This is a genomic window from Rodentibacter pneumotropicus DSM 21403 (assembly GCF_000379905.1).
GTDB lineage: Bacteria > Pseudomonadota > Gammaproteobacteria > Enterobacterales > Pasteurellaceae > Rodentibacter > Rodentibacter pneumotropicus.
In genome coordinates this window covers 1-25,009 of the sequence record NZ_KB904043.1, presented here as the reverse complement: position 1 = coordinate 25,009, position 25,009 = coordinate 1, and the positions used below count along the sequence as shown (strand labels likewise).

Annotated in this window: 27 protein-coding genes; 26 read left to right on the top strand and 1 reads right to left on the bottom strand. The window is 39.4% G+C overall.

Features of this window, described 5'->3' with window-relative positions; all coding sequences use genetic code 11:
- Positions 1–432: 432 nt before the first annotated feature.
- Entirely contained in the window at positions 433–1,446 is a 1,014-nt protein-coding gene (gene glpX / locus A3GE_RS0103325) for a class II fructose-bisphosphatase (RefSeq protein WP_018355860.1), read from the bottom strand.
- A gap of 149 nt (positions 1,447–1,595) precedes the next feature.
- Here glpX and zapB point away from each other — a divergent pair, with 149 nt between their 5' ends.
- From zapB to A3GE_RS0103195, 26 genes are all read left to right on the top strand, one after another.
- Positions 1,596–1,814, top strand: coding sequence for a cell division protein ZapB (zapB, locus tag A3GE_RS0103320; protein ID WP_018355859.1), 219 nt, complete (start codon positions 1,596–1,598; stop codon positions 1,812–1,814).
- Between the two features lie 48 nt (positions 1,815–1,862).
- The gene (gene mioC / locus A3GE_RS0103315) at positions 1,863–2,303 is read left to right on the top strand and encodes an FMN-binding protein MioC (protein WP_018355858.1); all 441 of its coding nucleotides are present in this window, start codon (positions 1,863–1,865) and stop codon (positions 2,301–2,303) included.
- 404 nt (positions 2,304–2,707) lie between these two features.
- Positions 2,708–4,597: a tRNA uridine-5-carboxymethylaminomethyl(34) synthesis enzyme MnmG gene (gene mnmG, locus A3GE_RS0103310; protein ID WP_018355857.1), complete on the top strand. Its 1,890-nt coding sequence runs from the start codon at positions 2,708–2,710 to the stop codon at positions 4,595–4,597.
- Positions 4,598–4,814: 217 nt separating this feature from the next.
- Positions 4,815–5,426 carry a 16S rRNA (guanine(527)-N(7))-methyltransferase RsmG gene (gene rsmG / locus A3GE_RS0103305; protein ID WP_018355856.1) on the top strand — a complete coding sequence of 204 codons (612 nt, stop codon included), beginning with the start codon at positions 4,815–4,817 and terminating at the stop codon, positions 5,424–5,426.
- Between the two features lie 123 nt (positions 5,427–5,549).
- Positions 5,550–5,924 (top strand): ATP synthase subunit I, encoded by a 375-nt coding sequence (locus A3GE_RS0103300; RefSeq protein WP_018355855.1) that lies wholly within the window; start codon positions 5,550–5,552, stop codon positions 5,922–5,924.
- Between the two features lie 27 nt (positions 5,925–5,951).
- Entirely contained in the window at positions 5,952–6,740 is a 789-nt protein-coding gene (gene atpB, locus A3GE_RS0103295) for a F0F1 ATP synthase subunit A (protein WP_018355854.1), read from the top strand.
- Positions 6,741–6,796: 56 nt separating this feature from the next.
- Positions 6,797–7,051, top strand: a complete 255-nt coding sequence (atpE, locus tag A3GE_RS0103290; RefSeq protein WP_005539567.1) for a F0F1 ATP synthase subunit C — start codon at positions 6,797–6,799, stop codon at positions 7,049–7,051.
- A gap of 48 nt (positions 7,052–7,099) precedes the next feature.
- A complete protein-coding gene (gene atpF, locus A3GE_RS0103285) occupies positions 7,100–7,570 on the top strand; it encodes a F0F1 ATP synthase subunit B (RefSeq protein WP_018355853.1) in 471 nt (156 codons plus the stop codon).
- A 13-nt stretch (positions 7,571–7,583) separates the two neighbouring features.
- Positions 7,584–8,129 carry a F0F1 ATP synthase subunit delta gene (gene atpH, locus A3GE_RS0103280; RefSeq protein WP_018355852.1) on the top strand — a complete coding sequence of 182 codons (546 nt, stop codon included), beginning with the start codon at positions 7,584–7,586 and terminating at the stop codon, positions 8,127–8,129.
- A 15-nt stretch (positions 8,130–8,144) separates the two neighbouring features.
- Complete coding sequence (gene atpA, locus A3GE_RS0103275) at positions 8,145–9,686, top strand: F0F1 ATP synthase subunit alpha (RefSeq protein ID WP_018355851.1); 1,542 nt, start codon at positions 8,145–8,147, stop codon at positions 9,684–9,686.
- 17 nt (positions 9,687–9,703) lie between these two features.
- On the top strand, positions 9,704–10,573 hold the full coding sequence (atpG, locus tag A3GE_RS0103270) for a F0F1 ATP synthase subunit gamma (RefSeq protein WP_018355850.1): 870 nt from the start codon (positions 9,704–9,706) through the stop codon (positions 10,571–10,573).
- Positions 10,574–10,589: 16 nt separating this feature from the next.
- The gene (gene atpD, locus A3GE_RS0103265; RefSeq protein ID WP_018355849.1) at positions 10,590–11,963 is read left to right on the top strand and encodes a F0F1 ATP synthase subunit beta; all 1,374 of its coding nucleotides are present in this window, start codon (positions 10,590–10,592) and stop codon (positions 11,961–11,963) included.
- A 30-nt stretch (positions 11,964–11,993) separates the two neighbouring features.
- Positions 11,994–12,422 carry a F0F1 ATP synthase subunit epsilon gene (locus A3GE_RS0103260; protein ID WP_018355848.1) on the top strand — a complete coding sequence of 143 codons (429 nt, stop codon included), beginning with the start codon at positions 11,994–11,996 and terminating at the stop codon, positions 12,420–12,422.
- A gap of 124 nt (positions 12,423–12,546) precedes the next feature.
- Positions 12,547–13,086, top strand: a complete 540-nt coding sequence (gene pyrR / locus A3GE_RS0103255; RefSeq protein ID WP_018355847.1) for a bifunctional pyr operon transcriptional regulator/uracil phosphoribosyltransferase PyrR — start codon at positions 12,547–12,549, stop codon at positions 13,084–13,086.
- Positions 13,087–13,160: 74 nt separating this feature from the next.
- Positions 13,161–14,093, top strand: a complete 933-nt coding sequence (locus tag A3GE_RS0103250) for a peptidylprolyl isomerase (RefSeq protein ID WP_018355846.1) — start codon at positions 13,161–13,163, stop codon at positions 14,091–14,093.
- A gap of 66 nt (positions 14,094–14,159) precedes the next feature.
- Positions 14,160–15,206 carry an endolytic transglycosylase MltG gene (gene mltG / locus A3GE_RS0103245; RefSeq protein ID WP_026215368.1) on the top strand — a complete coding sequence of 349 codons (1,047 nt, stop codon included), beginning with the start codon at positions 14,160–14,162 and terminating at the stop codon, positions 15,204–15,206.
- A 1-nt stretch (position 15,207) separates the two neighbouring features.
- On the top strand, positions 15,208–15,840 hold the full coding sequence (tmk, locus tag A3GE_RS0103240) for a dTMP kinase (RefSeq protein ID WP_026215367.1): 633 nt from the start codon (positions 15,208–15,210) through the stop codon (positions 15,838–15,840).
- Positions 15,837–16,820 (top strand): DNA polymerase III subunit delta', encoded by a 984-nt coding sequence (locus A3GE_RS0103235; protein WP_018355843.1) that lies wholly within the window; start codon positions 15,837–15,839, stop codon positions 16,818–16,820. The genes tmk and A3GE_RS0103235 overlap by 4 nt, the downstream gene beginning before the upstream one ends.
- A 58-nt stretch (positions 16,821–16,878) precedes the next feature.
- A complete protein-coding gene (locus A3GE_RS0103230) occupies positions 16,879–17,661 on the top strand; it encodes a YchF/TatD family DNA exonuclease (RefSeq protein ID WP_018355842.1) in 783 nt (260 codons plus the stop codon).
- A gap of 28 nt (positions 17,662–17,689) precedes the next feature.
- On the top strand, positions 17,690–18,214 hold the full coding sequence (locus A3GE_RS0103225; protein ID WP_018355841.1) for a DUF1523 family protein: 525 nt from the start codon (positions 17,690–17,692) through the stop codon (positions 18,212–18,214).
- 220 nt (positions 18,215–18,434) lie between these two features.
- Positions 18,435–19,727, top strand: a complete 1,293-nt coding sequence (gene paeA / locus A3GE_RS0103220) for a polyamine export protein PaeA (protein WP_018355840.1) — start codon at positions 18,435–18,437, stop codon at positions 19,725–19,727.
- Between the two features lie 82 nt (positions 19,728–19,809).
- Positions 19,810–20,331, top strand: coding sequence for a hypothetical protein (locus tag A3GE_RS0103215; protein WP_018355839.1), 522 nt, complete (start codon positions 19,810–19,812; stop codon positions 20,329–20,331).
- A gap of 73 nt (positions 20,332–20,404) precedes the next feature.
- Positions 20,405–21,925 carry a fused PTS fructose transporter subunit IIA/HPr protein gene (fruB, locus tag A3GE_RS0103210; protein ID WP_018355838.1) on the top strand — a complete coding sequence of 507 codons (1,521 nt, stop codon included), beginning with the start codon at positions 20,405–20,407 and terminating at the stop codon, positions 21,923–21,925.
- A gap of 2 nt (positions 21,926–21,927) precedes the next feature.
- Positions 21,928–22,869: a 1-phosphofructokinase gene (fruK, locus tag A3GE_RS0103205; RefSeq protein WP_018355837.1), complete on the top strand. Its 942-nt coding sequence runs from the start codon at positions 21,928–21,930 to the stop codon at positions 22,867–22,869.
- Between the two features lie 4 nt (positions 22,870–22,873).
- Complete coding sequence (locus A3GE_RS0103200) at positions 22,874–24,544, top strand: fructose-specific PTS transporter subunit EIIC (protein WP_018355836.1); 1,671 nt, start codon at positions 22,874–22,876, stop codon at positions 24,542–24,544.
- Positions 24,545–24,627: 83 nt separating this feature from the next.
- Positions 24,628–24,885 carry an FAD assembly factor SdhE gene (locus A3GE_RS0103195; RefSeq protein WP_018355835.1) on the top strand — a complete coding sequence of 86 codons (258 nt, stop codon included), beginning with the start codon at positions 24,628–24,630 and terminating at the stop codon, positions 24,883–24,885.
- Positions 24,886–25,009: the final 124 nt, after the last annotated feature.

Below are 25,009 nucleotides of genomic sequence, written 5' to 3'. Positions count from 1 at the left end.
GTTGAGAAGAGAATTATTATAAAAACAAAAACTTGTGCTACCCTAGACAACTGATAAATTTTCCGTTTAGGGTAAAGTGTCCAAATGAGAAATAATGAAGCCTGATAGCATTGTTTATAGGGATTTCCATCAAAGGTATGATGTGCTTAATATGAGAAAATTTAACCATTTTTGCATTAATTACAACATACAGTTTGTCGAAAACAGGATTAATACTTTTTGGCTTCAAGCAAAACAGCATTTACAGAAATTTAAAGGTATTCTCAAAGCTCATTTTGAGTGTATGTGACGGAGTGTGAACAGAATACTAACAATAGGGACTTAAACTGCCAGTTAATAGAAATTTGTTTTAGTCGTTCAAGACAGTCCCTATTTTTAAAGTTATGAGTAATGCAAAAAACACATTAAATTTTAACCGCACTTTTATTATTACTAGCTTCTCAAAATATTATAAATTTCGAAATCTTTGCGATCCAAATAATGAGTGGATTGAATTTTACGAATAGTACGTGATTTCCCCCTAATTAATAGGGTTTCAGTTGTAGCAAGATTGCCTCGACGAGAAATTCCTTTAAGTAATTCACCGTGTGTAATACCTGTGGCGGCAAACACTAGATTATCATCACGAACAATATCTTCTAATTTTAATATTTCATTCACTTTAACGCCTAATTCTTCACAACGTTGAATTTCTTCTGAAGCAATTTTTCGATTTTCTTCCGTATCACCTTTCACTTCATTACGGGGAATTAAACGTGCTTGCATATCACCGCCTAATGCTCGAACAGCCGCAGCGGCAGCGACACCTTCAGGCGCCCCGCCAATGCCATAGACCATATCCACTTCAGCATCGGGCAAACAACATAAAACGGAAGCTGCAACATCACCATCCGGAATTGCCATAACACGAATGCCCAAATCATGCATTTGTTGGATTACGACATCGTGGCGAGGCTTAGCTAACACCATTACAGTTAGATCGGATAAGGATTTTCCTAAACGTGAAGCGGTACGACGAAGATTTTGTTCAATAGGTAAATTAAGATCAATCATTCCTTTGACTTCCGGACCTACGACAATTTTTTCCATATACATATCCGGTGCTTTTAAGAAAGTTCTTTTTCCGCCTGCAGCCAGTACAGAAATAGCATTGGATTGTCCCATTGCCGTCATACGTGTGCCATCAATAGGATCAACAGCAATAGAAACAAGCTCCCCATTACCTGAACCGACTTTTTCACCGATATAAAGCATAGGGGCTTTATCAATTTCACCTTCTCCAATAACAATTTCACCATCCATATGAATAAGATTTAGCATATAACGCATTGCTTTCACTGCTGCTTCATCCGCCGCATTTTTGTCACCGCGTCCAAGCCAAGTATAAGCCGCTAATGCAGCAGCTTCCGTAACACGAGAAAATTCAATAGCCAATGCACGATTCATTTTTTATCTCCGTTATTCCAAGCAAAAAATCGTGCTATTTTAACATTATGCAAACGTTTGCATAATAAATTTTTACTGAAGTCTTTAAAAAGAAAAGTGAAGTGGGTACAATAAAGCCGTTTCGGACGTTATTTTAAAAGGAAATCACTATGTCATTAGAAATCTTAAACCAGCTTGAAGATAAAATTAAGCAAGCGGTAGAAACGATTCAGTTACTTCAACTTGAAGTGGAAGAATTAAAAGAACAAAATAGCCAATCTCAACAAACCGTTGAAACATTGCAAAGTGAAAATGAACAATTAAAAAATGAACACCGCAACTGGCAAGAACATATTCGTTCATTGCTCGGTAAATTTGATAACGTTTAACTCCGTAAAAGGCTTAGATTTTCTAAGCCTTTACTTTAGATAATTTTTATGAAAGTTTGTATTATTTCAGGCAGCACTTTAGGCACCGCCGAGTATGTTGCCGAACATCTAGAAGATATTTTAAAAACACAAGGATTTCCAACCGCTCTTTTTCACGGCGCACAGTATGATGATGTGATTGATGAAGCGTTATGGTTGATCGTCACTTCTACCCATGGTGCAGGAGAAATTCCGGATAATTTACGACCGCTCTTTGATCAAATAGCACAATCCGATCTTGATCTTTCGCATTTACGTTTTGCCATTGTAGGTTTAGGCAATTCGGATTACGATACTTTTTGTTATGCGACAAATCATATTGAAAACATTTTAGAACAAAAAAATTCAGTTAAACTTTGCGAAACCTTAAAAATTGATGTTCTCAATGTTGATGATCCTGAAAACTATAGTGAAAATTGGCTTCCTCTATTTGTTCAATCCCTCTCATAAAAAGGACGATGATCTTTATGGTCATCGTTTTTATCTGTGTATAACTCATAAAAAATCTGTCAAAAACCTGTATTTTTTCACTGAATAAGATCTCAATTTTTGTCTTCTGTGGATAAATACTCAAATTATCCACAATGAATGATGACTATTTTTATCATTGATCAACATTTTTCAATAGGATCTAACTTATTCATTTATAAAAAGAAAAAAGCGTTATTCACACAATCAAAGGATCCTAATAGTAACAATAATAAGATCTCTATATATAAAAAGATCTTAAACTTATTACCTAAAGATTTTTTAGATCCTTTGTAAATTCTCAAGATCCAATTCTTTCTTTCAAGAAAAACCGAATTTTTGTAGAATAGCGTACATTTTTAGATCCGAATAAATTAGAGAAAACGATGTTTTATACTGAAACCTATGATGTGATCGTAATCGGTGGCGGTCATGCTGGAACTGAAGCCGCTCTTGCACCGGCACGTATGGGGTTAAAAACCCTTTTATTAACCCATAATGTCGATACTTTAGGACAAATGTCCTGTAATCCTGCCATTGGTGGGATCGGTAAAGGCCACTTAGTAAAAGAAGTTGATGCCATGGGCGGTTTAATGGCTCATGCAGCCGATAAAGCGGGGATCCAATTCCGTACGCTCAACAGTAGTAAAGGCCCTGCTGTACGTGCAACCCGCGCTCAGGCAGATCGCGTTTTATACCGACAAGCGGTAAGAATCGCATTAGAAAATCAGTCAAATTTGGATATTTTCCAACAAGAAGCTACGGATATTTTGATTGAACAGGATCGTGTGACCGGTGTTGTTACTAAAATGGGATTAAAATTCCGTGCAAGATCTGTGATCCTAACAGCTGGTACTTTTTTAGCGGGCAAGATCCATATTGGCTTGGAAAATTACACGGGGGGTCGTGCAGGGGATCCTGCTTCAACCATGTTAGCTGAGCGTTTACGCGATCTGAATTTACGCGTGGATCGCCTAAAAACAGGCACGCCTCCACGTATTGATGCTCGTACTATCGATTTTGATGTACTCACCAAACAGCATGGTGATGCTGTATTACCGGTGTTTTCTTTTATGGGAGCGATATCGGATCACCCGCAACAAATCCCTTGTTATATCACCCATACTAATGATCAAACTCATGAGGTGATCCGCAATAATTTGGATCGTAGCCCAATGTACACCGGTGTGATCGAAGGGATCGGACCTCGTTATTGTCCGTCGATTGAAGATAAAGTGATGCGTTTTGCGGATCGTAATTCTCATCAAATTTATTTAGAGCCGGAAGGATTAACCAGTAATGAGGTTTATCCAAATGGGATTTCGACCAGTCTTCCGTTTGACGTACAAATGAAGATCGTTAATTCAATGAAAGGCTTGGAAAATGCCCGAATTGTCAAACCGGGTTATGCTATTGAATATGATTATTTTGATCCCCGTGATCTAAAGCCAACCTTGGAAACCAAAGCCATTTCGGGATTATTCTTTGCCGGCCAAATTAATGGCACAACCGGATATGAAGAAGCCGCTGCACAAGGACTATTGGCAGGGATCAATGCGGGTCTTTACGTACAAGAGAAGGATTCATGGTATCCACGTCGTGATCAGGCATATATTGGTGTATTGGTTGATGATCTTTGCACCCTCGGCACGAAAGAACCCTACCGTGTATTTACCTCTCGTGCGGAATATCGTTTGTTATTACGTGAGGATAACGCCGATATTCGTTTAACACCGATTGCCCATGAATTTGGTTTAATTGATGAAAAACGTTGGGCTCGTTTTAATCAAAAAATGGAAAATATTGAGCTTGAACGCCAACGTTTACGCTGCATTTGGTTACACCCCCGCTCGGAATATTTGGAAGAAGCCAATAAAGTGCTAAGCAGCCCGCTTGTGCGTGAGGCGAATGGTGAGGATCTATTACGCCGCCCTGAAATGAATTATGAGATTTTAACTGCTTTAACCCCTTACCAACCGGCGATGGCTGATAAGGAAGCTGTGGAACAAGTGGAAATAGCCATAAAATACCAAGGCTATATTGAACATCAGGAAGAAGAAATCGAAAAACAAAAACGTCATGAAAATACGGCTATTCCGGCTCAATTTGATTATGCCAAAGTATCGGGATTATCAAACGAAGTTCGTGCCAAATTAGAACAGCACCGCCCTGTTTCTATCGGACAAGCAAGCCGTATTTCCGGTATCACACCGGCGGCAATTTCAATTATTTTGGTTAATTTGAAAAAACAAGGAATGCTGAAACGTGGGGAATAATTTTCTCAGTGTTTGGAATGAAAAAGTGCGGTCAAATTTACCGCACTTTTTTGTATCAGTTAGTTGCATAATGTTCAGTTGGTTGAGCCTGCAAGTTTATAGATTTTATGGTTATGTCCTTCTCGTCAAATTTTGCAGCATAAATTGAAAAAGGCATAGAATAGTGACTACACTTTCAAGTAGAATGGACCGAATTCTTACTAAACATATATTATCAATGAAAGCAAAATTAGACCGCTTGCTTGCTCAGGCAAATATTCAATTAAAAGATCAACAAAAACAGCAGTTGATTGATCTCGTCAATTTATTGAACAAATGGAACAAAGCTTATAATTTAACCTCAGTACGTGATCCGCAAGAAATGTTGGTAAAACATATTCTGGATAGTCTTGTAGTGAGTCCTTATTTACAGGGGGAATCTTTCATTGATGTTGGTACAGGCCCCGGTTTACCCGGTTTACCTCTAGCGATTGCAAATTCAAATAAGCACTTTGTATTGTTAGATAGTTTAGGTAAACGTATTAGTTTTATTCGTAATGCCATACGTGAATTAAAGCTAACAAACGTTACGCCTATATTAAGTCGTGTGGAAGAATATCAACCTAATGAAAAATTCGATGGGGTATTGAGCCGAGCATTTGCTTCACTTAAAGATATGACAAATTGGTGTCATCATCTTCCGAAAGAAAGTGGCTGTTTTTATGCATTAAAAGGTGTTTATCATATGGAAGAAGTGCAAGAATTGTATGATAATTATACAGTACAACAAATAATAGCGTTACATGTGCCGGAATTAGTGGGTGAACGACATTTAATCATTTTGCGGTAAATCGTTACATATTTGTAAAATTTTTTCAAAACTGTGATTTAGTTAACGTTTTTTTGGTAGTTTTTAAGTTGAATCTGATTTTTTCAATAGTATAATTACCAAGGTTTAAGGTTATTGAAAATAATGTCGAAAATTATACAACAAGCGAAAATTCAGTATCGAAAAGCTATTCAGATTGAAATAGTCATCATGTTACTATTTGCTTGTTTTTTTGCTTTCTGGCAAATGAAAAATTCACTTGATTTTTTATTCGGATTTCTTTCGGCATTGCTTCCTTTCAGTGTTTTTGTGTATATCGTTTTTTATCGAAAACAATATTTATCTACAAAATTGACCGCACTTTATAGAGGTGAAGCTATCAAGTTTGTGTTAACCATTGTGTTGATTATTGCATCATTCAAATGGTTTTTGGTGACAAACTTTGTGATTTTCTTTAGTGGTTTTTTTATGGCATTAATTTTGAATAATTTAATTCCATTTTTGTTTCGCCGAATTTGATTTTTACTATAGTTCTAAGGGTTCATTATGTCTGGACAAACAACATCGGAATATATTAGCCACCATCTATCTTTTCTAAAAACAGGGGATGGTTTTTGGCATGTTCATGTAGATACGTTGTTCTTTTCTATTTTAGCCGCAGTCATTTTTCTCTTTATTTTCTCGCGTGTAGCAAAAAAAGCCACAACAGGTGTGCCCGGAAAAATGCAATGTATGGTGGAAATTGTTGTGGAATGGATTAATGGTATTGTGAAAGAGAATTTCCATGGTCCGCGTGATGTAGTCGCCCCTCTTGCATTAACCATTTTCTGCTGGGTCTTTGTCATGAATGCGATTGACTTAATTCCAGTGGATTTCTTACCTCAATTAGCTGGTCTGTTTAATATTCATTATCTCCGTGCCGTGCCTACTGCCGATATTAGCGCAACGCTTGGTATGTCTCTCTGTGTTTTCTTCTTAATTCTTTTCTATACCGTTAAGTCCAAAGGTTTCAAGGGATTAGTAAAAGAATATACACTTCATCCGTTTAATCATTGGGCATTCATTCCCGTTAACTTTATTTTAGAAACGGTGACTTTACTGGCTAAGCCTATTTCTCTTGCGTTCCGTCTGTTTGGTAATATGTATGCTGGGGAATTGATCTTTATCCTTATTGCCGTGATGTATTCAGCTAATATGGCTATCGCTGCATTGGGTATTCCTTTACACCTTGCTTGGGCAATTTTCCATATTTTGGTTATTACTTTGCAAGCGTTTATTTTTATGATGTTGACGGTCGTTTATTTAAGTATTGCTTACAATAAAGCAGATCATTAATCGTTTTTTTATTAACCGGCTCTAGGGCTAAAACTTAACTTCTATTGGAGAACATTATGGAAACTGTAATCACAGCTACAATCATCGGAGCATCGATTCTTCTTGCATTTGCTGCATTAGGTACCGCAATTGGTTTTGCTATCTTAGGTGGTAAATTTTTAGAATCTTCAGCGCGTCAGCCTGAACTTGCATCAAGCCTACAAACTAAAATGTTTATTGTAGCAGGGCTTTTAGATGCGATTGCGATGATTGCGGTTGGTATTTCCTTACTATTCATCTTTGCGAATCCATTTATCGGTTTATTACAATAATCCCTTATTTGCTTATCAACGTAAAACAAGCATTTTAAGGAGGACGTTGTGAATTTAAATGCAACATTAATTGGTCAACTCATTTCATTCGCACTATTCGTATGGTTTTGTATGAAGTTTGTGTGGCCACCAATTATTAAAGCAATTGAAACACGTCAAAGCCAAATTGCCAATGCATTAGCATCTGCGGAAGCTGCGAAAAAAGAACAAGCAGATACTAAATTACTTGCGGAAGAAGAAATTTCAAAAGCGAAAATTCAGGCTCAAGAGATTTTAGATGCCGCGAACAAGCGACGTAATGAAGTGCTTGACGAAATGAAAACCGAAGCAGAAGAGCTTAAAGCGAAAATAATTGAACAAGGGTATGCTGAGGTAGAAGCTGAACGTAAACGTGTTCAAGAAGAACTACGTCTTAAAGTGGCTTCCTTAGCAATTGCCGGTGCTGAAAAAATTGTGGGTCGCACTATTGATGAGGCGGCAAACAATGACATTATTGATAAATTAGTTGCAGAACTATAAGAGGCTTTAGCTTATGTCAGAATTAACTACGATAGCTCGCCCTTATGCCAAAGCAGCATTTGATTTTGCCATAGAGCAATCCGTAAATGATAAAAGTGCGGTAGAAAAATGGACAGAAATGTTGGGATTTTTGACCGCACTTGTGGAAGACGAACAAATGAAAGAATTTCTCATTAGTTCGCTTTCTTCACAAAAAGTAGCGGATACGGTGATTTCAATTTGTGGTGAACAGCTAGATCAATATGGGCAAAATCTTATTCGGTTAATGGCTGAAAATAAGCGTTTGAGTGCTATCCCTGTGGTATTTTCCGAATTTACTCGTTATGTGGAAGAACATCAAGCCATTGCAGAGGTTCAAGTAACTTCTGCACAACCATTGAATGCAACTCAAATTGAAAAAATTGTGGCGGCAATGGAAAAAAGATTAGCTCGCAAAGTGAAAGTAAATTGCAACGTGGATGATTCGCTTATTGCTGGTGTAATTATTCGTACGGAAGATTTTGTGATTGATGGTAGCAGTCGTGGACAGCTCGACCGTCTCGCAAATGAGTTGCAATGATAAGAGGAATAAAAGATGCAACTAAATTCAACTGAAATTAGTGAATTGATTAAAAAACGAATTGCTCAGTTTGATGTAGTGAGTGAAGCTCATAACACTGGGACAATTGTTTCCGTAAGTGACGGTATTATTCGTATTCACGGTTTGAGCGATGTAATGCAAGGGGAGATGATCGCATTACCAGGAAATCGCTATGCAATGGCTCTTAACCTTGAGCGTGACTCGGTAGGTGCGGTTGTAATGGGTCCTTATGCAGATTTAGCGGAAGGAATGGAAGTTCAATGTACCGGTCGTATTTTAGAAGTGCCGGTAGGTCGTGGCTTGTTAGGTCGTGTTGTCAATACACTCGGTCAACCGATTGACGGTAAAGGTGAAATTGAAAATGACGGATTTTCACCGGTTGAAGTTATTGCACCGGGCGTTATTGAGCGTAAATCGGTAGATCAACCGGTACAAACCGGTTACAAAGCGGTAGACTCTATGGTACCGATTGGTCGAGGTCAGCGTGAGTTGATCATTGGAGACCGTCAAACGGGTAAAACAGCATTAGCGATCGATGCAATTATCAATCAGCGTGATTCTGGTATTAAATGTATCTATGTTGCAATTGGTCAAAAAGCATCAACTATCGCAAACGTAGTGCGTAAATTAGAAGAACATGGTGCATTGGCAAATACTATCGTGGTTGCTGCGTCAGCATCTGAATCTGCCGCATTACAATATCTTGCTCCTTATGCCGGCTGTGCTATGGGGGAATATTTCCGTGATCGTGGTGAAGATGCGTTAATTGTTTATGATGATTTATCAAAACAAGCAGTAGCTTACCGTCAAATTTCATTATTACTACGTCGTCCACCGGGTCGTGAAGCTTACCCTGGAGATGTTTTCTATTTACATTCACGCTTACTTGAGCGTGCTGCACGTGTTAATGAAGAATATGTAGAAAAATTTACCAATGGTGAAGTAAAAGGGAAAACAGGTTCTTTAACTGCTCTTCCTATTATTGAAACTCAAGCAGGTGATGTTTCTGCATTCGTACCAACCAACGTAATTTCCATCACCGATGGTCAGATTTTCTTAGAATCTAACTTGTTTAACTCAGGTATTCGCCCTGCAGTAAACCCAGGTATTTCGGTATCTCGTGTAGGTGGTGCGGCACAAACTAAAGTGGTGAAAAAATTAGCAGGTGGTATTCGTACCGCATTGGCGCAATATCGTGAATTGGCCGCATTTGCTCAATTTGCCTCTGATCTTGATGATGCAACCCGTAAACAGCTTTCTCACGGTGAAAAAGTCACCGAGTTATTGAAACAAAAACAATATGCACCGCTTAGTGTTGCAGAGCAATCTGTGTTGCTTTTTGCTGTTGAGTTTGGTTATTTGGAAGACGTAGAACTGCAAAAAATTGCAAGTTTTGAGACCGCACTTTTAGACTATTCTCACCGTAACCATGGCGACTTTATGGCTGAATTAACCAAAACCGGTAATTACAATGATGAGATAAAAGACACATTGAAAACGATTTTGGATAGTTTTAAGACCAATAGTGCTTGGTAATATAACGGAGAAAGAAGATGGCAGGTGCAAAAGAGATAAAAACCAAAATTGCCAGTGTACAAAGTACGCAGAAAATTACTAAGGCAATGGAAATGGTTGCTACCTCGAAAATGCGTAAAACGCAAGATCGTATGGCGGCTTCTCGTCCGTATTCTGAAACAATACGAAATGTTATCAGCCACGTCTCTAAAGCCAATATCGGTTATAAACACCCGTTTTTAGTTCAACGAGAAGTGAAAAAAGTTGGGATTTTAATTGTTTCGACAGACCGTGGAATGTGTGGTGGTTTAAATATTAATTTATTCAAAACCGTGATGACAGAAATCAAACAATGGAAGGATAAAGGGGTTACCGTAGAATTGGGCTTAATAGGCTCAAAAGGAATTAACTTTTTCCGTTCATTGGGGTTATCTGTACGTGGACAGCTTTCCGGTTTGGGTGATAATCCGGCAATGGAAGACTTAATTGGTGTGGCAAACGGGATGTTTGATGTTTATAAAAATGGTGAGATTGATGCGGTTTATATAGCCTACAATAAATTCATCAATACAATGACACAATCGCCCGTTTATCAACAATTGGTTCCATTACCGGCATCAGAAACCGATAATTTAGAACAAAAGCAAAGTACCTGGGATTACCTTTACGAGCCAGAGCCAAAAGTTTTATTGGATAGTTTACTCACTCGTTATTTGGAATCACAAGTATATCAATCTGTGGTGGATAACCTTGCTTCCGAGCAGGCTGCCCGTATGGTAGCAATGAAAGCGGCAACTGATAACGCAGGAAATTTAATCAATGACTTGCAATTAGTTTATAACAAAGCTCGTCAAGCAAGTATTACAAATGAATTAAATGAAATCGTTGCCGGCGCGGCTGCGATTTAAGAAAAGAGGAAAGGTAATGTCAGCAGGAAAAATTGTACAAATCATCGGTGCGGTGATTGACGTTGAGTTCCCACAAGATGCAGTACCAAAAGTTTACGATGCATTAAAAGTTGAATCAGGTTTAACCCTTGAAGTTCAACAACAATTAGGTGGCGGAGTCGTTCGCTGTATCGCATTAGGCACATCTGACGGCTTGAAGCGCGGTTTAAAAGTAGAAAATACCGGAAACCCAATTCAGGTACCGGTGGGTACTAAAACACTCGGTCGTATTATGAATGTGTTGGGTGAACCAATTGATGAGCGTGGTGAAATCGGTGCGGAAGAAAATTGGTCTATTCACCGTGCAGCACCAAGTTATGAAGAACAATCAAATAGTACGGAACTACTTGAAACCGGTATTAAAGTTATCGACTTAATTTGTCCTTTTGCAAAAGGGGGAAAAGTCGGTCTTTTCGGTGGTGCGGGTGTAGGTAAAACCGTTAATATGATGGAATTAATTCGTAATATTGCGATTGAACACTCAGGTTATTCCGTATTTGCAGGGGTAGGTGAACGTACCCGTGAAGGTAACGATTTCTATCACGAAATGACAGAATCTAACGTATTAGATAAGGTATCGTTAGTTTACGGTCAAATGAATGAGCCACCGGGTAACCGTTTACGTGTTGCATTAACAGGTTTAACCATGGCTGAAAAATTCCGTGATGAAGGTCGTGATGTATTATTCTTCGTGGATAATATTTATCGTTATACCCTTGCCGGTACAGAAGTCTCGGCACTTTTAGGCCGTATGCCGTCAGCGGTAGGTTATCAGCCGACCCTTGCAGAAGAGATGGGGGTATTACAAGAACGTATTACTTCAACTAAAACCGGTTCTATCACTTCCGTACAAGCGGTTTACGTTCCTGCGGATGACTTAACAGACCCTTCTCCGGCTACGACCTTCGCACACTTAGACTCAACAGTCGTGTTAAGTCGTCAAATTGCCTCTTTAGGTATTTATCCTGCGGTTGATCCATTAGATTCTACATCACGTCAGTTAGATCCGCTTGTTGTCGGTCAAGAACATTATGATGTAGCACGTGGTGTACAAGGTATCTTACAGCGCTATAAAGAATTGAAAGATATTATCGCAATTCTTGGTATGGATGAATTATCTGAAGAAGATAAACTTGTGGTGGCTCGTGCCCGTAAAATCGAACGTTTCTTATCACAACCGTTCTTCGTGGCAGAAGTCTTTACAGGTTCACCGGGTAAATATGTGTCATTAAAAGACACCATTCGTGGTTTCAAAGGTATCTTAGAGGGTGAATACGACCATATCCCAGAACAAGCGTTCTATATGGTGGGTTCAATCGAAGAAGTGCTAGAAAAAGCCAAAAATATGTAATCACTTCAAGTCATTTGAAGGAGAACAAAAATGGCGACATTTAACCTAACAATAGTCAGCGCAGAGCAAAAAATTTTTGAAGGTGCGGTTAAACAAATCCAAGCAACAGGTGTGGAAGGTGAACTCGGAATTTTACCGAACCACACACCATTGTTAACAGCGATTAAGCCTGGAATTGTGAAATTTACCCTTGAAGATGATAAAGAAGAAGTGATCTACGTATCAGGTGGCTTTTTAGAGGTTCAACCCAAAGTTGTTACTGTTTTGGCTGATGTAGCAATTCGTGGTAGTGAGTTAGATGCGGATCGTATTCGTGAAGCGAAACGCAAAGCTGAAGAAAATATTGTGGCACAGGTTGCTGATGTTGATCACGAAGTACTGGTAGCAAAACTTTCCAAAGAGTTAGCGAAACTCCGAGCTTACGAGATGACAGAAAAACTTGTGAAATCAAAAAGATAATAAAAAGTGCGGTTAAATTTAACCGCACTTTTTGTTTATAGGATAATCATTCATTAAAAGCGATTAAATTTAATTTATTTTTATGGTATTTTACCGACTGTTTCACAGTTAATTTGGATGAATTATGGAAAAGATCATTATTGATGAAAGTCAGTTTCATCGCACTATTTCTCGTATTTCCCATGAAATTATTGAAAAACACCCTAGTTTAGACAATGTTGTTATTGTTGGTATTAAACGTCGTGGTGCGGAAATTGCTACGTTGATCAAACATAAAATTATAGATTTAATTAGCGTGGAGATTCCTTCAATGGAATTGGATATTACATTTTATCGTGATGATTTACAGCGCACTGAACCAGAAAATTCAATGCCTGTGTATAGTGGCGCATCGCAATATTTGAATGTAAAAGATAAAGATGTGATTTTAATTGATGATGTTTTATTTACAGGGAGAACGATCCGTGCAGCGATGGATGCACTCACTGATTTTGGTCGTGCTGCAAAAATTGAATTAGTTATTTTTGTTGATCGTGGGCATCGTGAATTACCTATACGAGCAGATTATGTAGGTAAAAACGTACCAACCAGCCGAGAAGAAAAAGTGCAAGTTCGTACTCAAAAATATGATGGATGCTATGAAGTGGCATTATTATCAAAATAATCCTAAGCTATTGTGAACCTTGTTTAAAATTGATACTCTAACGAGCGTCATTGGCTCATTTAAAGAAAGTAAATATGAAAAAATCAGTATTAAAATCTCTTTTTATTGTCACTCTGGGTGTACTTTCATTTTCTTCTGTTTATGCAGAAGAACGAGTAGTTGCAACAGTAGATGGTATTCCTGTTCTAGAAAGCCAAGTGCGTGCAGCAATGGGGAAAAAAGGCAACCATCAAGCAGCATTAAATAAAGTCATTGATGATATTTTGGTACAAAAAGCCATTAAAGAATCAGGTGTGAAGATTAATCCTCGTGAAATTGATTTTATTGTAGAAGATATTGCGGCAAAAAATGGTTTAACCTATGGTCAGTTTTTAGATGCATTGGATTATCAAGGTATTTCGTTAAATGCATTTCGTCAACAAATTGCGAATCAAATGATGATGTCTGGGGTACGTAGTCATGCAATTAATACCAGTGTACAAGTAACCCGTGAAGAAATAGATGCTCTCGGACAGAAAATGTTGAATGAGGCAAGAGCTAATGGCACAGAGCAAAAAGTGACCGGTAAAGAATATGAAGTTCGCCATATCCTTTTAAAGCTCAACCCATTATTAAATGATGCGCAAGCAAAAGCAGAGCTTAATCAAATCCGTGCAGATATTATTTCCGGTAAAACGACTTTTGCCGATGCCGCATTAAAATATTCTAAAGATTACTTATCAGGTGCTAATGGCGGTAGCCTAGGTTATGCGTTCCCTGAAACCTATGTAGGAGCTTTTGCTAAAGCGGTACAAACGACTAAACAAGGTAGTATTTCCGCACCTTTTAAATCAGAATTTGGTTGGCATATTTTAGAAGTAACCGGTACGCGTGATGGTGATCGTACAGAAGATGCCTATCGTCAAAAAGCGTATGAGAAAATTGTGAATAGCCAGTTACAAGATGCAACTAAAGATTGGGTTAAAGCCCTACGTAAAACTGCAGATATTCAATATTTTAATCAATAAATTCATATTTTATCTGAGAGGGGCGTTTTGCCCCTTTTGTTGTTTTTATTTTTTATTCAATTAACTATGAAAAAAGTTTTTATTAGCTTGTTTATTTTTCTTTTGATTGGTATGGGTGCCGGATTTTTCGGTTATCAAAAACTCATGGCTTTTCAACAAGAAATCATCAAGGCACAACCCGATCAGCTTTTGTTTGTTGAACGTGGTACAACAGGGAAAAAATTGACCGTACTTTTTGAACAAGAAAAATTGGTCGATAATGCGCAACTTCTCCCTTATTTGTTAAAGTTAAAACCGGAATTAAATAAAATTAAGGCAGGAGTTTATTCTTTAAATGGAATTCAAACCGTACAAGAATTATTAACGCTGCTTAATTCGGGAAAAGAGGTTCAATTTAGCGTGCAATTTATTGAAGGGAAAACCTTTAAAGAGTGGCGAAAAAGCCTCGAAAACGCACCGCACTTAACACAGACTTTAAAAGATAAAAGTGATAAAGAAATTTTCAATTTACTTGGAATTCCTAATACTGTAAAAAATATTTATGAACACAAAAATCTTGATGGCTGGTTATACCCTGATACTTATAATTACACACCTAATTCAACGGATTTAGAATTGCTCCAGCGGGCAGCCGAGCGTTTGAAAAAAGCTTTGGATAAAGCTTGGAATGAACGTGATGAAAATCTCCCGTTAGCAAACCCTCACGAGATGTTAGTGTTGGCTTCTATCGTGGAGAAAGAGACGGCTATTGCGGCAGAACGGGCTAAAGTGGCTTCTGTATTTATTAATCGCCTTAATGCAAAAATGAAGTTGCAAACAGATCCTACCGTGATTTATGGTATGGGTGAAAACTATAACGGTAATATTCGTAAAAAAGATTTAGAAACGCCCACAGCATATAATACCTATGTGATTGACGGATTACCTCCTACCCCCATTGCAATGGTTAGCGAAAGTGCTTTGCAGGCGGTAGCACATCCTGAAAAAAACGATTTTTACTATTTTGTCGCCGATGGAAGTGGCGGGCATAAATTTACACGTAATTTAAATGAGCATAATAAAGCGGTACAAGACTATTTGCGTTGGTACCGTAGCCAAAAGAATGGAAAATAATATGATGGGAAAATTTATTGTCATTGAAGGGCTAGAAGGTGCGGGAAAAAGCACGGCTCATCGGTCAGTCGTAGGTGTATTAAATGAATTGGGAATTGACGATGTTGTGTTTACCCGAGAACCGGGGGGAACCCCTTTGGCGGAAAAATTACGTCAGCTGATAAAACATGAAAAAGAAGAACCTGTAACGGATAAAGCGGAATTATTAATGCTCTATGCTGCCCGCATCCAATTAGTCGAAAATATAATCAAACCAGCCCTTGCTCAAGGGAAATGGGTGGTGGGCGATCGTCACGATATGTCATCTCAGGCTTATCAAGGCGGTGGTCGTCAGCTTGATCCGCATTTTATGAAAACCTTAAAAGAAACGGTTTTGGGGGATTTTGAGCCAGATCTTACCCTCTATTTAGACATCGATCCTGTTGTGGGGTTAGCACGGGCTCGTGGACGGGGAGAATTGGACCGTATTGAGCAAATGGATCTTGAGTTTTTCCACCGAACCCGAGCTCGTTATTTGGATTTGGTGAAAGATAATCCTAAAGCCATCATTATTGATGCAGAACAAAGCATTGAACAAGTGCGGGCGGATATTGAAAGTGCGGTTAAAAATTGGTGGAAACATATCGAAAAATGACCGCACTTTATCCTTGGCTTGTGCCTACTTACACAAAAATAGCCCGAACCTTTTCGGAAGGTTTAGGGCATCATGCAGTGCTGATAAAATCAGATTCGGGATTAGGTGTAGAAAATCTCTTTGAATTGCTTTCTCGTCGTATTATGTGTATTGAACCTCAAGACACTAGAGCTTGTGAACAGTGTCATTCTTGTCATTTGATGTTAGCCCATAGCCATCCGGATTATCACGAATTATATTCTCTTGAAGGTAAAGATATTGGTGTGGATCAAGTGCGTGAAATTAATGAAATTGTCGCACAGCACGCCCAACAAAATGGCAATAAAGTCGTATATATAAAAGAGGCGGAACGCTTGACGGAAGCGGCGGCTAATGCGTTGCTTAAAACTTTGGAAGAACCTCGCCCAAACACTTATTTTTTGTTGCAAGCTGATAGTTCTGCGAGTTTGTTAGCAACAATTTACAGCCGTTGTCAGGTATGGAATTTGCCGACTCCTTCAGAGCAAATGGCACAGGAGTGGTTGAAAACGCAATGTGAGACAGAAATACAAGAAATTTCCACCGCACTTGCAATGGGATTAGGTCGCCCTTTGATTGCTTTAGAGATATTACAACAGGGTTTAACTGAACAGCGGAAAGATTTTCTTCGTCAATTTTGGCGTTTTTATCGCCGTCGTTCCCTTCTGGAACTTCTCCCACTATTTGACAAAGAACACTATATTCGCCAACTGGATTGGATTTTAGCCTTTCTTGCCGATAGCTTAAAACACAAACTTGACATTAATAGCTATCGTCAAGTTGCTGATTTAGGGCGTGGTATTGAACAATTTAGTGATGAACAAACAGCCCTTGGCTTGTTACAAGCCATTAAAATTATACAAAAAGTGCGGTCGGATTTACTTTCAATTAATGGTGTGAATGTAGAATTAATGCTGTTAGAGGGATTAACCAAACTTGTTACGGATGTGTTTGAAAAGTGATAGAACGTTCACTCCTAGCCGGAAAAGAAAAAATAGAAAAATAAAGGAAAAATAATCTATGTTTATTGTTGATTCCCACTGCCATTTAGATGCGTTGGATTATGAAAATTTACACAAAAATATCGCTGATGTGGTAGAAAAAGCCTACGCACGTGATGTGAAACATCTACTTGCTATCGGTGTTACTTTAAGCCGATTTGAAAAAGCCTACGAGTTGTTAAAGGCGTTTGATAATATTTCATTAGCCTGTGGGGTACATCCGTTGGATTTTGAAGAAGAACCTTATGATGCGGAACGTTTATTGCGTTTGGCACAGGATAAAAAAGTGATTGCCATTGGTGAAATTGGCTTGGATTATTATTACAGTTTGGATAATAAAACAGAACAGCAAGGGATATTTGCCAATCAAATTGACATTGCAAATCAACTCAATAAACCGGTGATTATTCATACCCGTTCAGCCGGTGATGATACGATTTCTATGCTACGTGAGCATCAGGCGGAAAAGTGCGGTGGTGTGATTCATTGTTTTACCGAAACCTTAGATTTTGCTAAAAAAGCCTTAGACTTGGGGTTTTATATTTCTTGTTCCGGCATCATTACGTTTAAAAATGCCGAAGCGATTCGTGAAGCGATTCGTTATGTACCGCTAGACCGTTTATTAGTGGAAACGGATTCGCCTTATCTTGCCCCTGTACCTTATCGTGGTAAGGAAAACCAACCGGCTTATACGCGAGAAGTGTGTGAATATGTGGCTACCCTAAAAGGGGTATCTATGGAAGAATTTGCACAAATTACCACACAAAATTTCGAGCGTTTATTTAAAATTAATGTACAATAAATACTCAATATAAAAGAGAGAAAAGATTATGCGTAAATTTTTCAAGTATTTTTTATTTTTAGTTATATTTGCTTTCCACGGCTTTATGTTTTCCGTGGTGAACTATGTCTTTCCACATTATGATGTGACCCGTGTAACCGGTGTGGAAGTTAAACGTGTTGATAAAGACGGACCGATTACTAAATCCAATCCGGCAGACGGTCCGACACGTGATGTATATTACATTAATACACAAAATGATGACGGTAAAATAATGGTTTACCGCAACGAAGATACCCGTTGGGGCTTTCCTTTCTATTTTAAATTCGGTTCTGCCAATTTACAGGCTGAAGCCCAAGCTATGGGGAATGAAAATAAACTGGTTCAAATCAAATATTATGGTTGGCGTTTAACTATGTTTGATGAATTCCGTAATGCGGTTGCTGTGAAAGAAATTAGCGGCGATGTCACTCCAAGCCATCCTATCTTATCTTGGGTGTTTTATGCGTTCTTATTGGTAACATTATTCCTTTCAATTCAATTTGTCCGCGGCTGGTTTGACAGCGAAAACTAAGGTTTCATTTCCTCGGTATTATGCAGCAAATGCATAAAAGTAGGAATTTCAACGAAATGTAGGGACACACAGCGTGTATCCCTACAAATAAATCCTAAATTAGGTTTGTGCAACTGCTACTAATGGCGCATATCCTTCAAAGTGCGGTTAAAAATAAGCGTGATTTTGACCGCACTTTACCAACATAACCCAATCAATTTATTAAGTTTACGAGAAAATTATGAGTTTATTTGCAGCGATTTTAGTCATAATCGTGTTAATTATTATTAGTGCTATTGTTTCATCCGCCGAAATCTCTCTTGCCGGTGCACGCCGCATAAAATTACAAAATATGGCAAATGAAGGTAATCTTAAAGCCGAACAAGTATTGAAATTGCAAGAACAACCCGGACGATTTATTACTGTGGTGCAAATTGGCTTAAATATGGTCGCGGTACTCGGAGGGATGATTGGTGAAGCGAATCTTAGTATCCATTTACAACATTTTTTAAGCGGACATATTCCAGATTCTTGGATTGAACCAGCCTCATCTTGGGTTGCCTTTTTGCTGGTTACCTGCTCCTTTATTCTTTTGGCGGATTTGATGCCGAAACGTCTTGCTCTAATTAATCCGGAAGCCGTTGCATTGCGTACCGTCGGTATTATGCAAGTGCTTATTTTTCTATTAAAACCGATAGTCTGGGTGTTTGATGGATTATCAAACTTACTTTTCAAGATTTTTGGCGTTTCGACATTGCGCGATGACAATATGACACCGGAAGATATTGTTGCTGTTGTTGAGGCCGGTGCAGAGGCAGGCGTATTAAAAACCCAACAACATTATCTCATTGAAAATATCTTTGATATGCAGGAACGTACCGTTACTTCCACGATGACAACACGTGAAAATATTGTGTATTTAGACCGCACTTTTAGCCGTCAAGAAGTGGTAGATACCCTTTCCCGCGATTCTCATTCTAAAATTGTTATTTGTGATAATGGTCTGGATAAAATTTTAGGTTATGTGGAATCCCATACCCTGCTGACAATGTATTTGCAAAATGCGAATGTGTCATTGACTGATCCTAAATTATTACGTAAAGCCCTGTTTGTACCGGATACGCTTTCGCTTTATGAAGTGTTGGAGTTATTCAAATCAACCGGTGAAGATTTTGCCATTATTGTCAATGAATATGCGCTGGTGGTGGGGATCGTAACGCTCAATGATGTGATGAGTATTGTAATGGGCGAGCTGGTATCCAATGAGGAGGAACAAATAGTCAGCCGTGATGAAAATTCTTGGCTGATTGACGGCGCAACCCCCCTTGAAGATGTGATGAGAGTGTTGGATATTGAATCATTCCCTGATGAAGAAAATTATGAAACGATCAGTGGTTTTATGATGTATATGTTGCGTAAAATCCCGAAAAAGACCGATTTTGTTGTTTATGGCAAATATAAATTTGAAGTTATTGATACGGAAAATTTCAAGATCGATCAAATTTTAGTGTCTCTTGTAAAAGAGAGCGAATAACCTAGTGCTTTCTTGCGTAATCCCCCGTAGCCAGTATAATGGCGACGATTTATTTCAGCCCCTAATGAAGAAAGGAATGATTATGTTAAAAAAAACCTCAATATTGCTGTTTTCTATTATTTTAACCGCTTGTTCTTCCGTCACCTCCTATATTCCTTTTATGGGTGATGACAAAAAAGTAATTAATTTGGATAAAGACAAGATTGATCAAAAATCCTATGCCGCGGCGTATGAAGCAACGGTGGCGACTTATAAAGGCCGTGTGAATGAAAATTTCTATGTAGATAATTTTGCCAGCGGCGCCAATGACTGGTATTTAGGCCGTATTTTAGTGCCGATTAAGCAAATTCAAGAAAAACTTTATACCGGCGGACATGATTCCGATGTGTATGCTTATTATAGTGGTGTATTACACGCCGAAGCGTTACAAAATAACTTTAATCGTTTAAGCCAAACTTGCTGGAGCAAATTAGATTCATCAAGTATCACTCAAGGGATTTATGATGCAATGCGTGATTTGAAAAAAGGTAAGGCACGTGGCGAAAATGATGAATACATCGCAAAAGGCAGCGATGAACTGTTAAAAATTTGTACATCTAAATAATAAATAAAACTGTTGATAGGATAGCACTACCAACAGTTTTTCTTTTTTCTAAATCTTAGACTAAGGAGTAAGAATGTTAGAACTTTCGGAAAGCAACATTCATTTAAATACCTGCGCAGAAACCAAGCAGCAAGCCATTGAAATGGTCGCTCGTGCCTTAGAAACGGCGGGCAATGTAGAATCGGGCTATTTACAGGGAATGTTGGCACGTGAGCAACAAACATCCACTTTTCTCGGTAATGGTATTGCGATTCCTCACGGAACCCTTGAAACACGCGATATGGTGAAAAAAACCGGCGTGCAAGTGTTCCAATTTTCAAAAGGGATTGAATGGGGGGAAGGCAATATTGCCTATGTGGTAATTGGGATTGCAGCCCGTTCCGATGAACATTTGGCGTTATTACGTCAATTAACCCATGTGCTTGGTGATGAGGACAATGCAGCAAAATTGGCAACACTAACGGATGTGGCGCAGTTCCGAGCGATTTTAATGGGCGAAACCACAGAAGATTTTACTCTCCCTAAAGAAAACATCCGATTGGATATTGATACTTCAAGTTTACTCACCTTAGTGGCAATGAATGCCGGTCAATTACAGGCACAAAGTGCGGTAGAAAACAGCTTTGTTTCTGAAGTGATTGGCAATGCCGCGTTGCCGTTGGGTAAAGGATTATGGGTAACGGATGCAGTTTTCGGTAATGTGAAAAATGCCTTAGCATTTAGTCGCGCAAAAACCATTTTTAATCATAATGGTAAGCCGGTAAAAGGGGTGATAACCGTTTCTGCGATAAATGATGCCATCAATCCGGTATTAACCCGTCTATTGGAAGAAAATGCGCAAACGGCACTATTAAATGGAAATTCTACTGAGATTTTGACCGCACTTTTAGGCGGTGAGGTTGTAGTGTCTGAGCAAACTCAGACAGCACCAATTTCAAACGCTGTGGTGGGAACTTTTACTATTCGTAACGAACACGGCTTACACGCCCGTCCGAGTGCGGTGTTAGTCAATGAAGTGAAAAAATTTGCTTCAAAAATTACCGTACAAAATATTACCCGTGGCAGCGAGGCGGTGAGTGCCAAAAGCCTGATGAAAATCGTGGCATTGGGTGTGACACAAGGTCATCGGCTACGTTTTGTGGCGGAAGGTGACGATGCCAAGCAAGCGATCGAATCCCTTAGTAAAGCGATTGCCGAAGGCTTAGGCGAAAATGTTTCTTCAGTGCCGCCGGCAGAACCGGATACGATAGAAGTGATGGGTGAACAAACCCATGTACCAGAGGTAGAAGATAATGGTTTACCTTCCGATGCGATTGAGGCGGTATTTGTGATTAATAATGAACACGGCTTACATGCACGCCCAAGTGCTGTATTAGTCAATGAAGTGAAAAAATATAATGCTTCAGTCGCAGTGCAAAACCTAGATCGTGATTCCCAATTAGTGAGTGCCAAAAGTCTGATGAAAATTGTGGCGTTAGGCGTAGTGAAAGGTTCCCGTTTACGTTTTGTGGCAACAGGTGAGCAAGCAAAAGAGGCCATTGAAGGTATTCGCCTTGCCATTGAGTCAGGTCTTGGCGAAGGGAAAGGGGAGTAGTTATGGCAAAGGTGGCAACTATAACCTTAAACACTGCCTATGATCTAGTCGGTCGTTTATCACGCATAGAATTAGGCGAAGTGAATACTGTTGAAACCCTTGGACTTTTCCCCGCAGGTAAAGGTATTAACGTGGCAAAAGTGCTGAAAGATTTAGGCGTAGATGTGGCAGTAGGGGGATTCCTTGGCGAAGACAACGCCGGTGATTTTGAACAAATGTTCAAAAAGCAAGGCTTGCAAGACAAATTTCACCGTGTTACCGGAAAAACCCGTATTAATGTAAAAATCACTGAAACCGAAGCGGATGTTACAGATCTAAATTTTCTCGGTTATGAAATCAGCCCACAAGCATGGCAGCAATTTGCTGCTGATTCTTTAGCTTATTGCTTGGATTACGATGTTGTCGCAGTATGTGGCAGCCTACCTCGTGGAGTAACACTGGAATTGTTTGCCGAATGGTTAAACCAATTACACCAAGCAGGCGTAAAAGTCGTGTTAGACACGAGCAATGCGGCACTTAATGCCGGTTTGACGGCGCATCCTTGGTTGGTAAAGCCTAATCATCGGGAATTAGAAGCTTGGATTGGTCACGCACTTAATAGTGAAGAAGAAATTATCAATGCCGCACAGCAGCTAAAAGCACAAGGTATTGAAAATGTGATCATTTCCATGGGGGTAAAAGGCTCATTATGGATTAACAATGAAGGCGCGATAAAAACACAACCGCCAAAATGTGAGAATGTCGTTAGCACTGTGGGTGCCGGTGACTCAATGGTGGCGGGGTTGATTTATGGTATTAAGCAAGGTTTATCAAAATCAGAAACCTTAGCCTTTGCCAGTGCAGTTTCTGCTTTTGCCGTATCACAAAGTAATGTGGGGGTAAGCAATCCTGCACTACTTGATCCAATTTTAAACCAAGTGAAGATTACAGAGATTGAAGGATAATAAAATGAAGTTATTTTTAACCCACTCATCCCATGTAGGTAAAGCAAAAGCCTATTTATTATGCGAAGTGCTTCGCACAGCAGCACAAAAAGTGAATGTGTCATTGGTTGAAAATGCCGCAGAGGCTGATGTTGTTCTGGTTGTGGGATCACAATTACCCAATAATGCGGCTTTGGTCGGTAAAAAAGTATGGCTTGTTAATGAAGATACAGTAATGAATGCGCCGGAAGCTACCCTTGCAAATGCACAAGTGAATGCGGTGGATTATGTTGTGCCGGAAAGAGCGGTCAGTTTTGGCGGTGTTTCCAATGTGAAAAATATTGTTGCCGTCACCGCTTGCCCAACAGGTGTGGCGCATACTTTTATGTCCGCAGAGGCAATTGAGGCTTATGCGAAAAAACAGGGTTGGAATGTGAAGGTGGAAACCCGAGGTCAGGTGGGTGCAGGCAACGAAATTACGCCGGAAGAAGTAGCGGCGGCAGATCTTGTTTTTGTGGCGGCGGATATAGATGTGCCGTTGGACAAATTTAAAGGCAAACCGATGTATCGTACTTCTACCGGTTTAGCGTTGAAGAAAACGGCACAGGAATTTGATAAAGCCTTTAAAGAAGCCAAAGTGTTTGAAGGCGGTAGCACCAAAGCGGCAAATGCCGAAGAAAATGGCGAGAAAAAAGGCATTTATAAACATTTGATGACAGGCGTATCCCATATGCTACCGTTGGTGGTCGCCGGTGGATTGTTGATCGCCATTTCATTTATGTTCGGTATTGAAGCCTTTAAAGATGAAATTGTTTTCCATGGTCTACCAAAAGCCTTGATGGATATTGGCGGTGGTGCGGCGTTCCATTTAATGATTGCGGTGTTTGCCGGTTATGTGGCTTTTTCTATTGCTGACCGCCCAGGGCTTGCCGTGGGGTTAATTGGCGGTATGCTTGCCACCACCGCCGGAGCTGGGATTTTAGGTGGTATTGTTGCCGGTTTCCTTGCAGGTTATGTGGTGAAAGGACTTAACGTAGCAATAAAATTGCCCGCGAGTTTAACCTCCCTAAAACCGATTTTAATTTTGCCGCTTTTAGGTTCATTAATTGTGGGATTGGCAATGATCTATGTGATCAATCCGCCGGTTTCACAAGTGATGAATGCTTTAAGCGAATGGTTAAAATCCATGGGTGAGATGAATGCACTTGTGTTAGGAACCTTAATAGGTGCGATGATGTGTATTGATATGGGTGGGCCGGTCAATAAAGCGGCTTATACTTTCTCAGTGGGTATGATCGCCTCACAAGTTTACACACCAATGGCGGCTGCAATGGCAGCAGGTATGGTGCCGCCAATCGGTATGGCGATTGCCACTTGGATTGCACGTAATAAATTTACCGCCAACCAACGGGATGCGGGTAAAGCCTCTTTTGTGTTAGGGTTATGTTTTATTTCAGAAGGCGCATTGCCGTTTGTGGCGGCGGATCCGATTCGCGTGATTATTAGTTCTGTTATTGGCGGGGCAACGGCAGGGGCGATTTCAATGGCTTCGGACATCACATTGCAGGCTCCACACGGAGGATTATTCGTGATTCCGTTCGTCTCCGAACCGATACTTTATTTAGCCGCCATTGCGGCAGGTGCTTTAGTGACCGGTGTGATTTACGCCGTCATAAAGCCAAAATCAACGGAATAATCAACTTAAAGTGCGGTGAGTTTTTCAGGTGTTTTTTTAAATGTTGGAAAATTTAGCCGCACTTTATATAGACAGAGGGCAATATGGAAAAATATAACAAACTTCGCATTGAATGGGATTGTCGTCGGGGAATGTTGGAGCTGGATAACATCATAATGCCATTTTACAAACAGCATTTTGATCAGCTCTCCGATAATCAAAAAAATATGTTTATTCGCTTACTTGCCTGTACAGATTTACAACTTTTCTCTTGGTTTTTTAACCGTGGCAGATCTGAGGATATTGATTTACAAAATATGGTGGAATATATTCAAACCGTACAAAAAATGCCTACCGTTTAAACTAACCTATCTGACAGAATTACAATTAAGGAATAACTATGGCAACCCAATCCGACTATCGTTACACCCTCAATGCAGGCGATAAATATCACTTTGATGTGGTGGGTTTTAAATTGACCGAAGG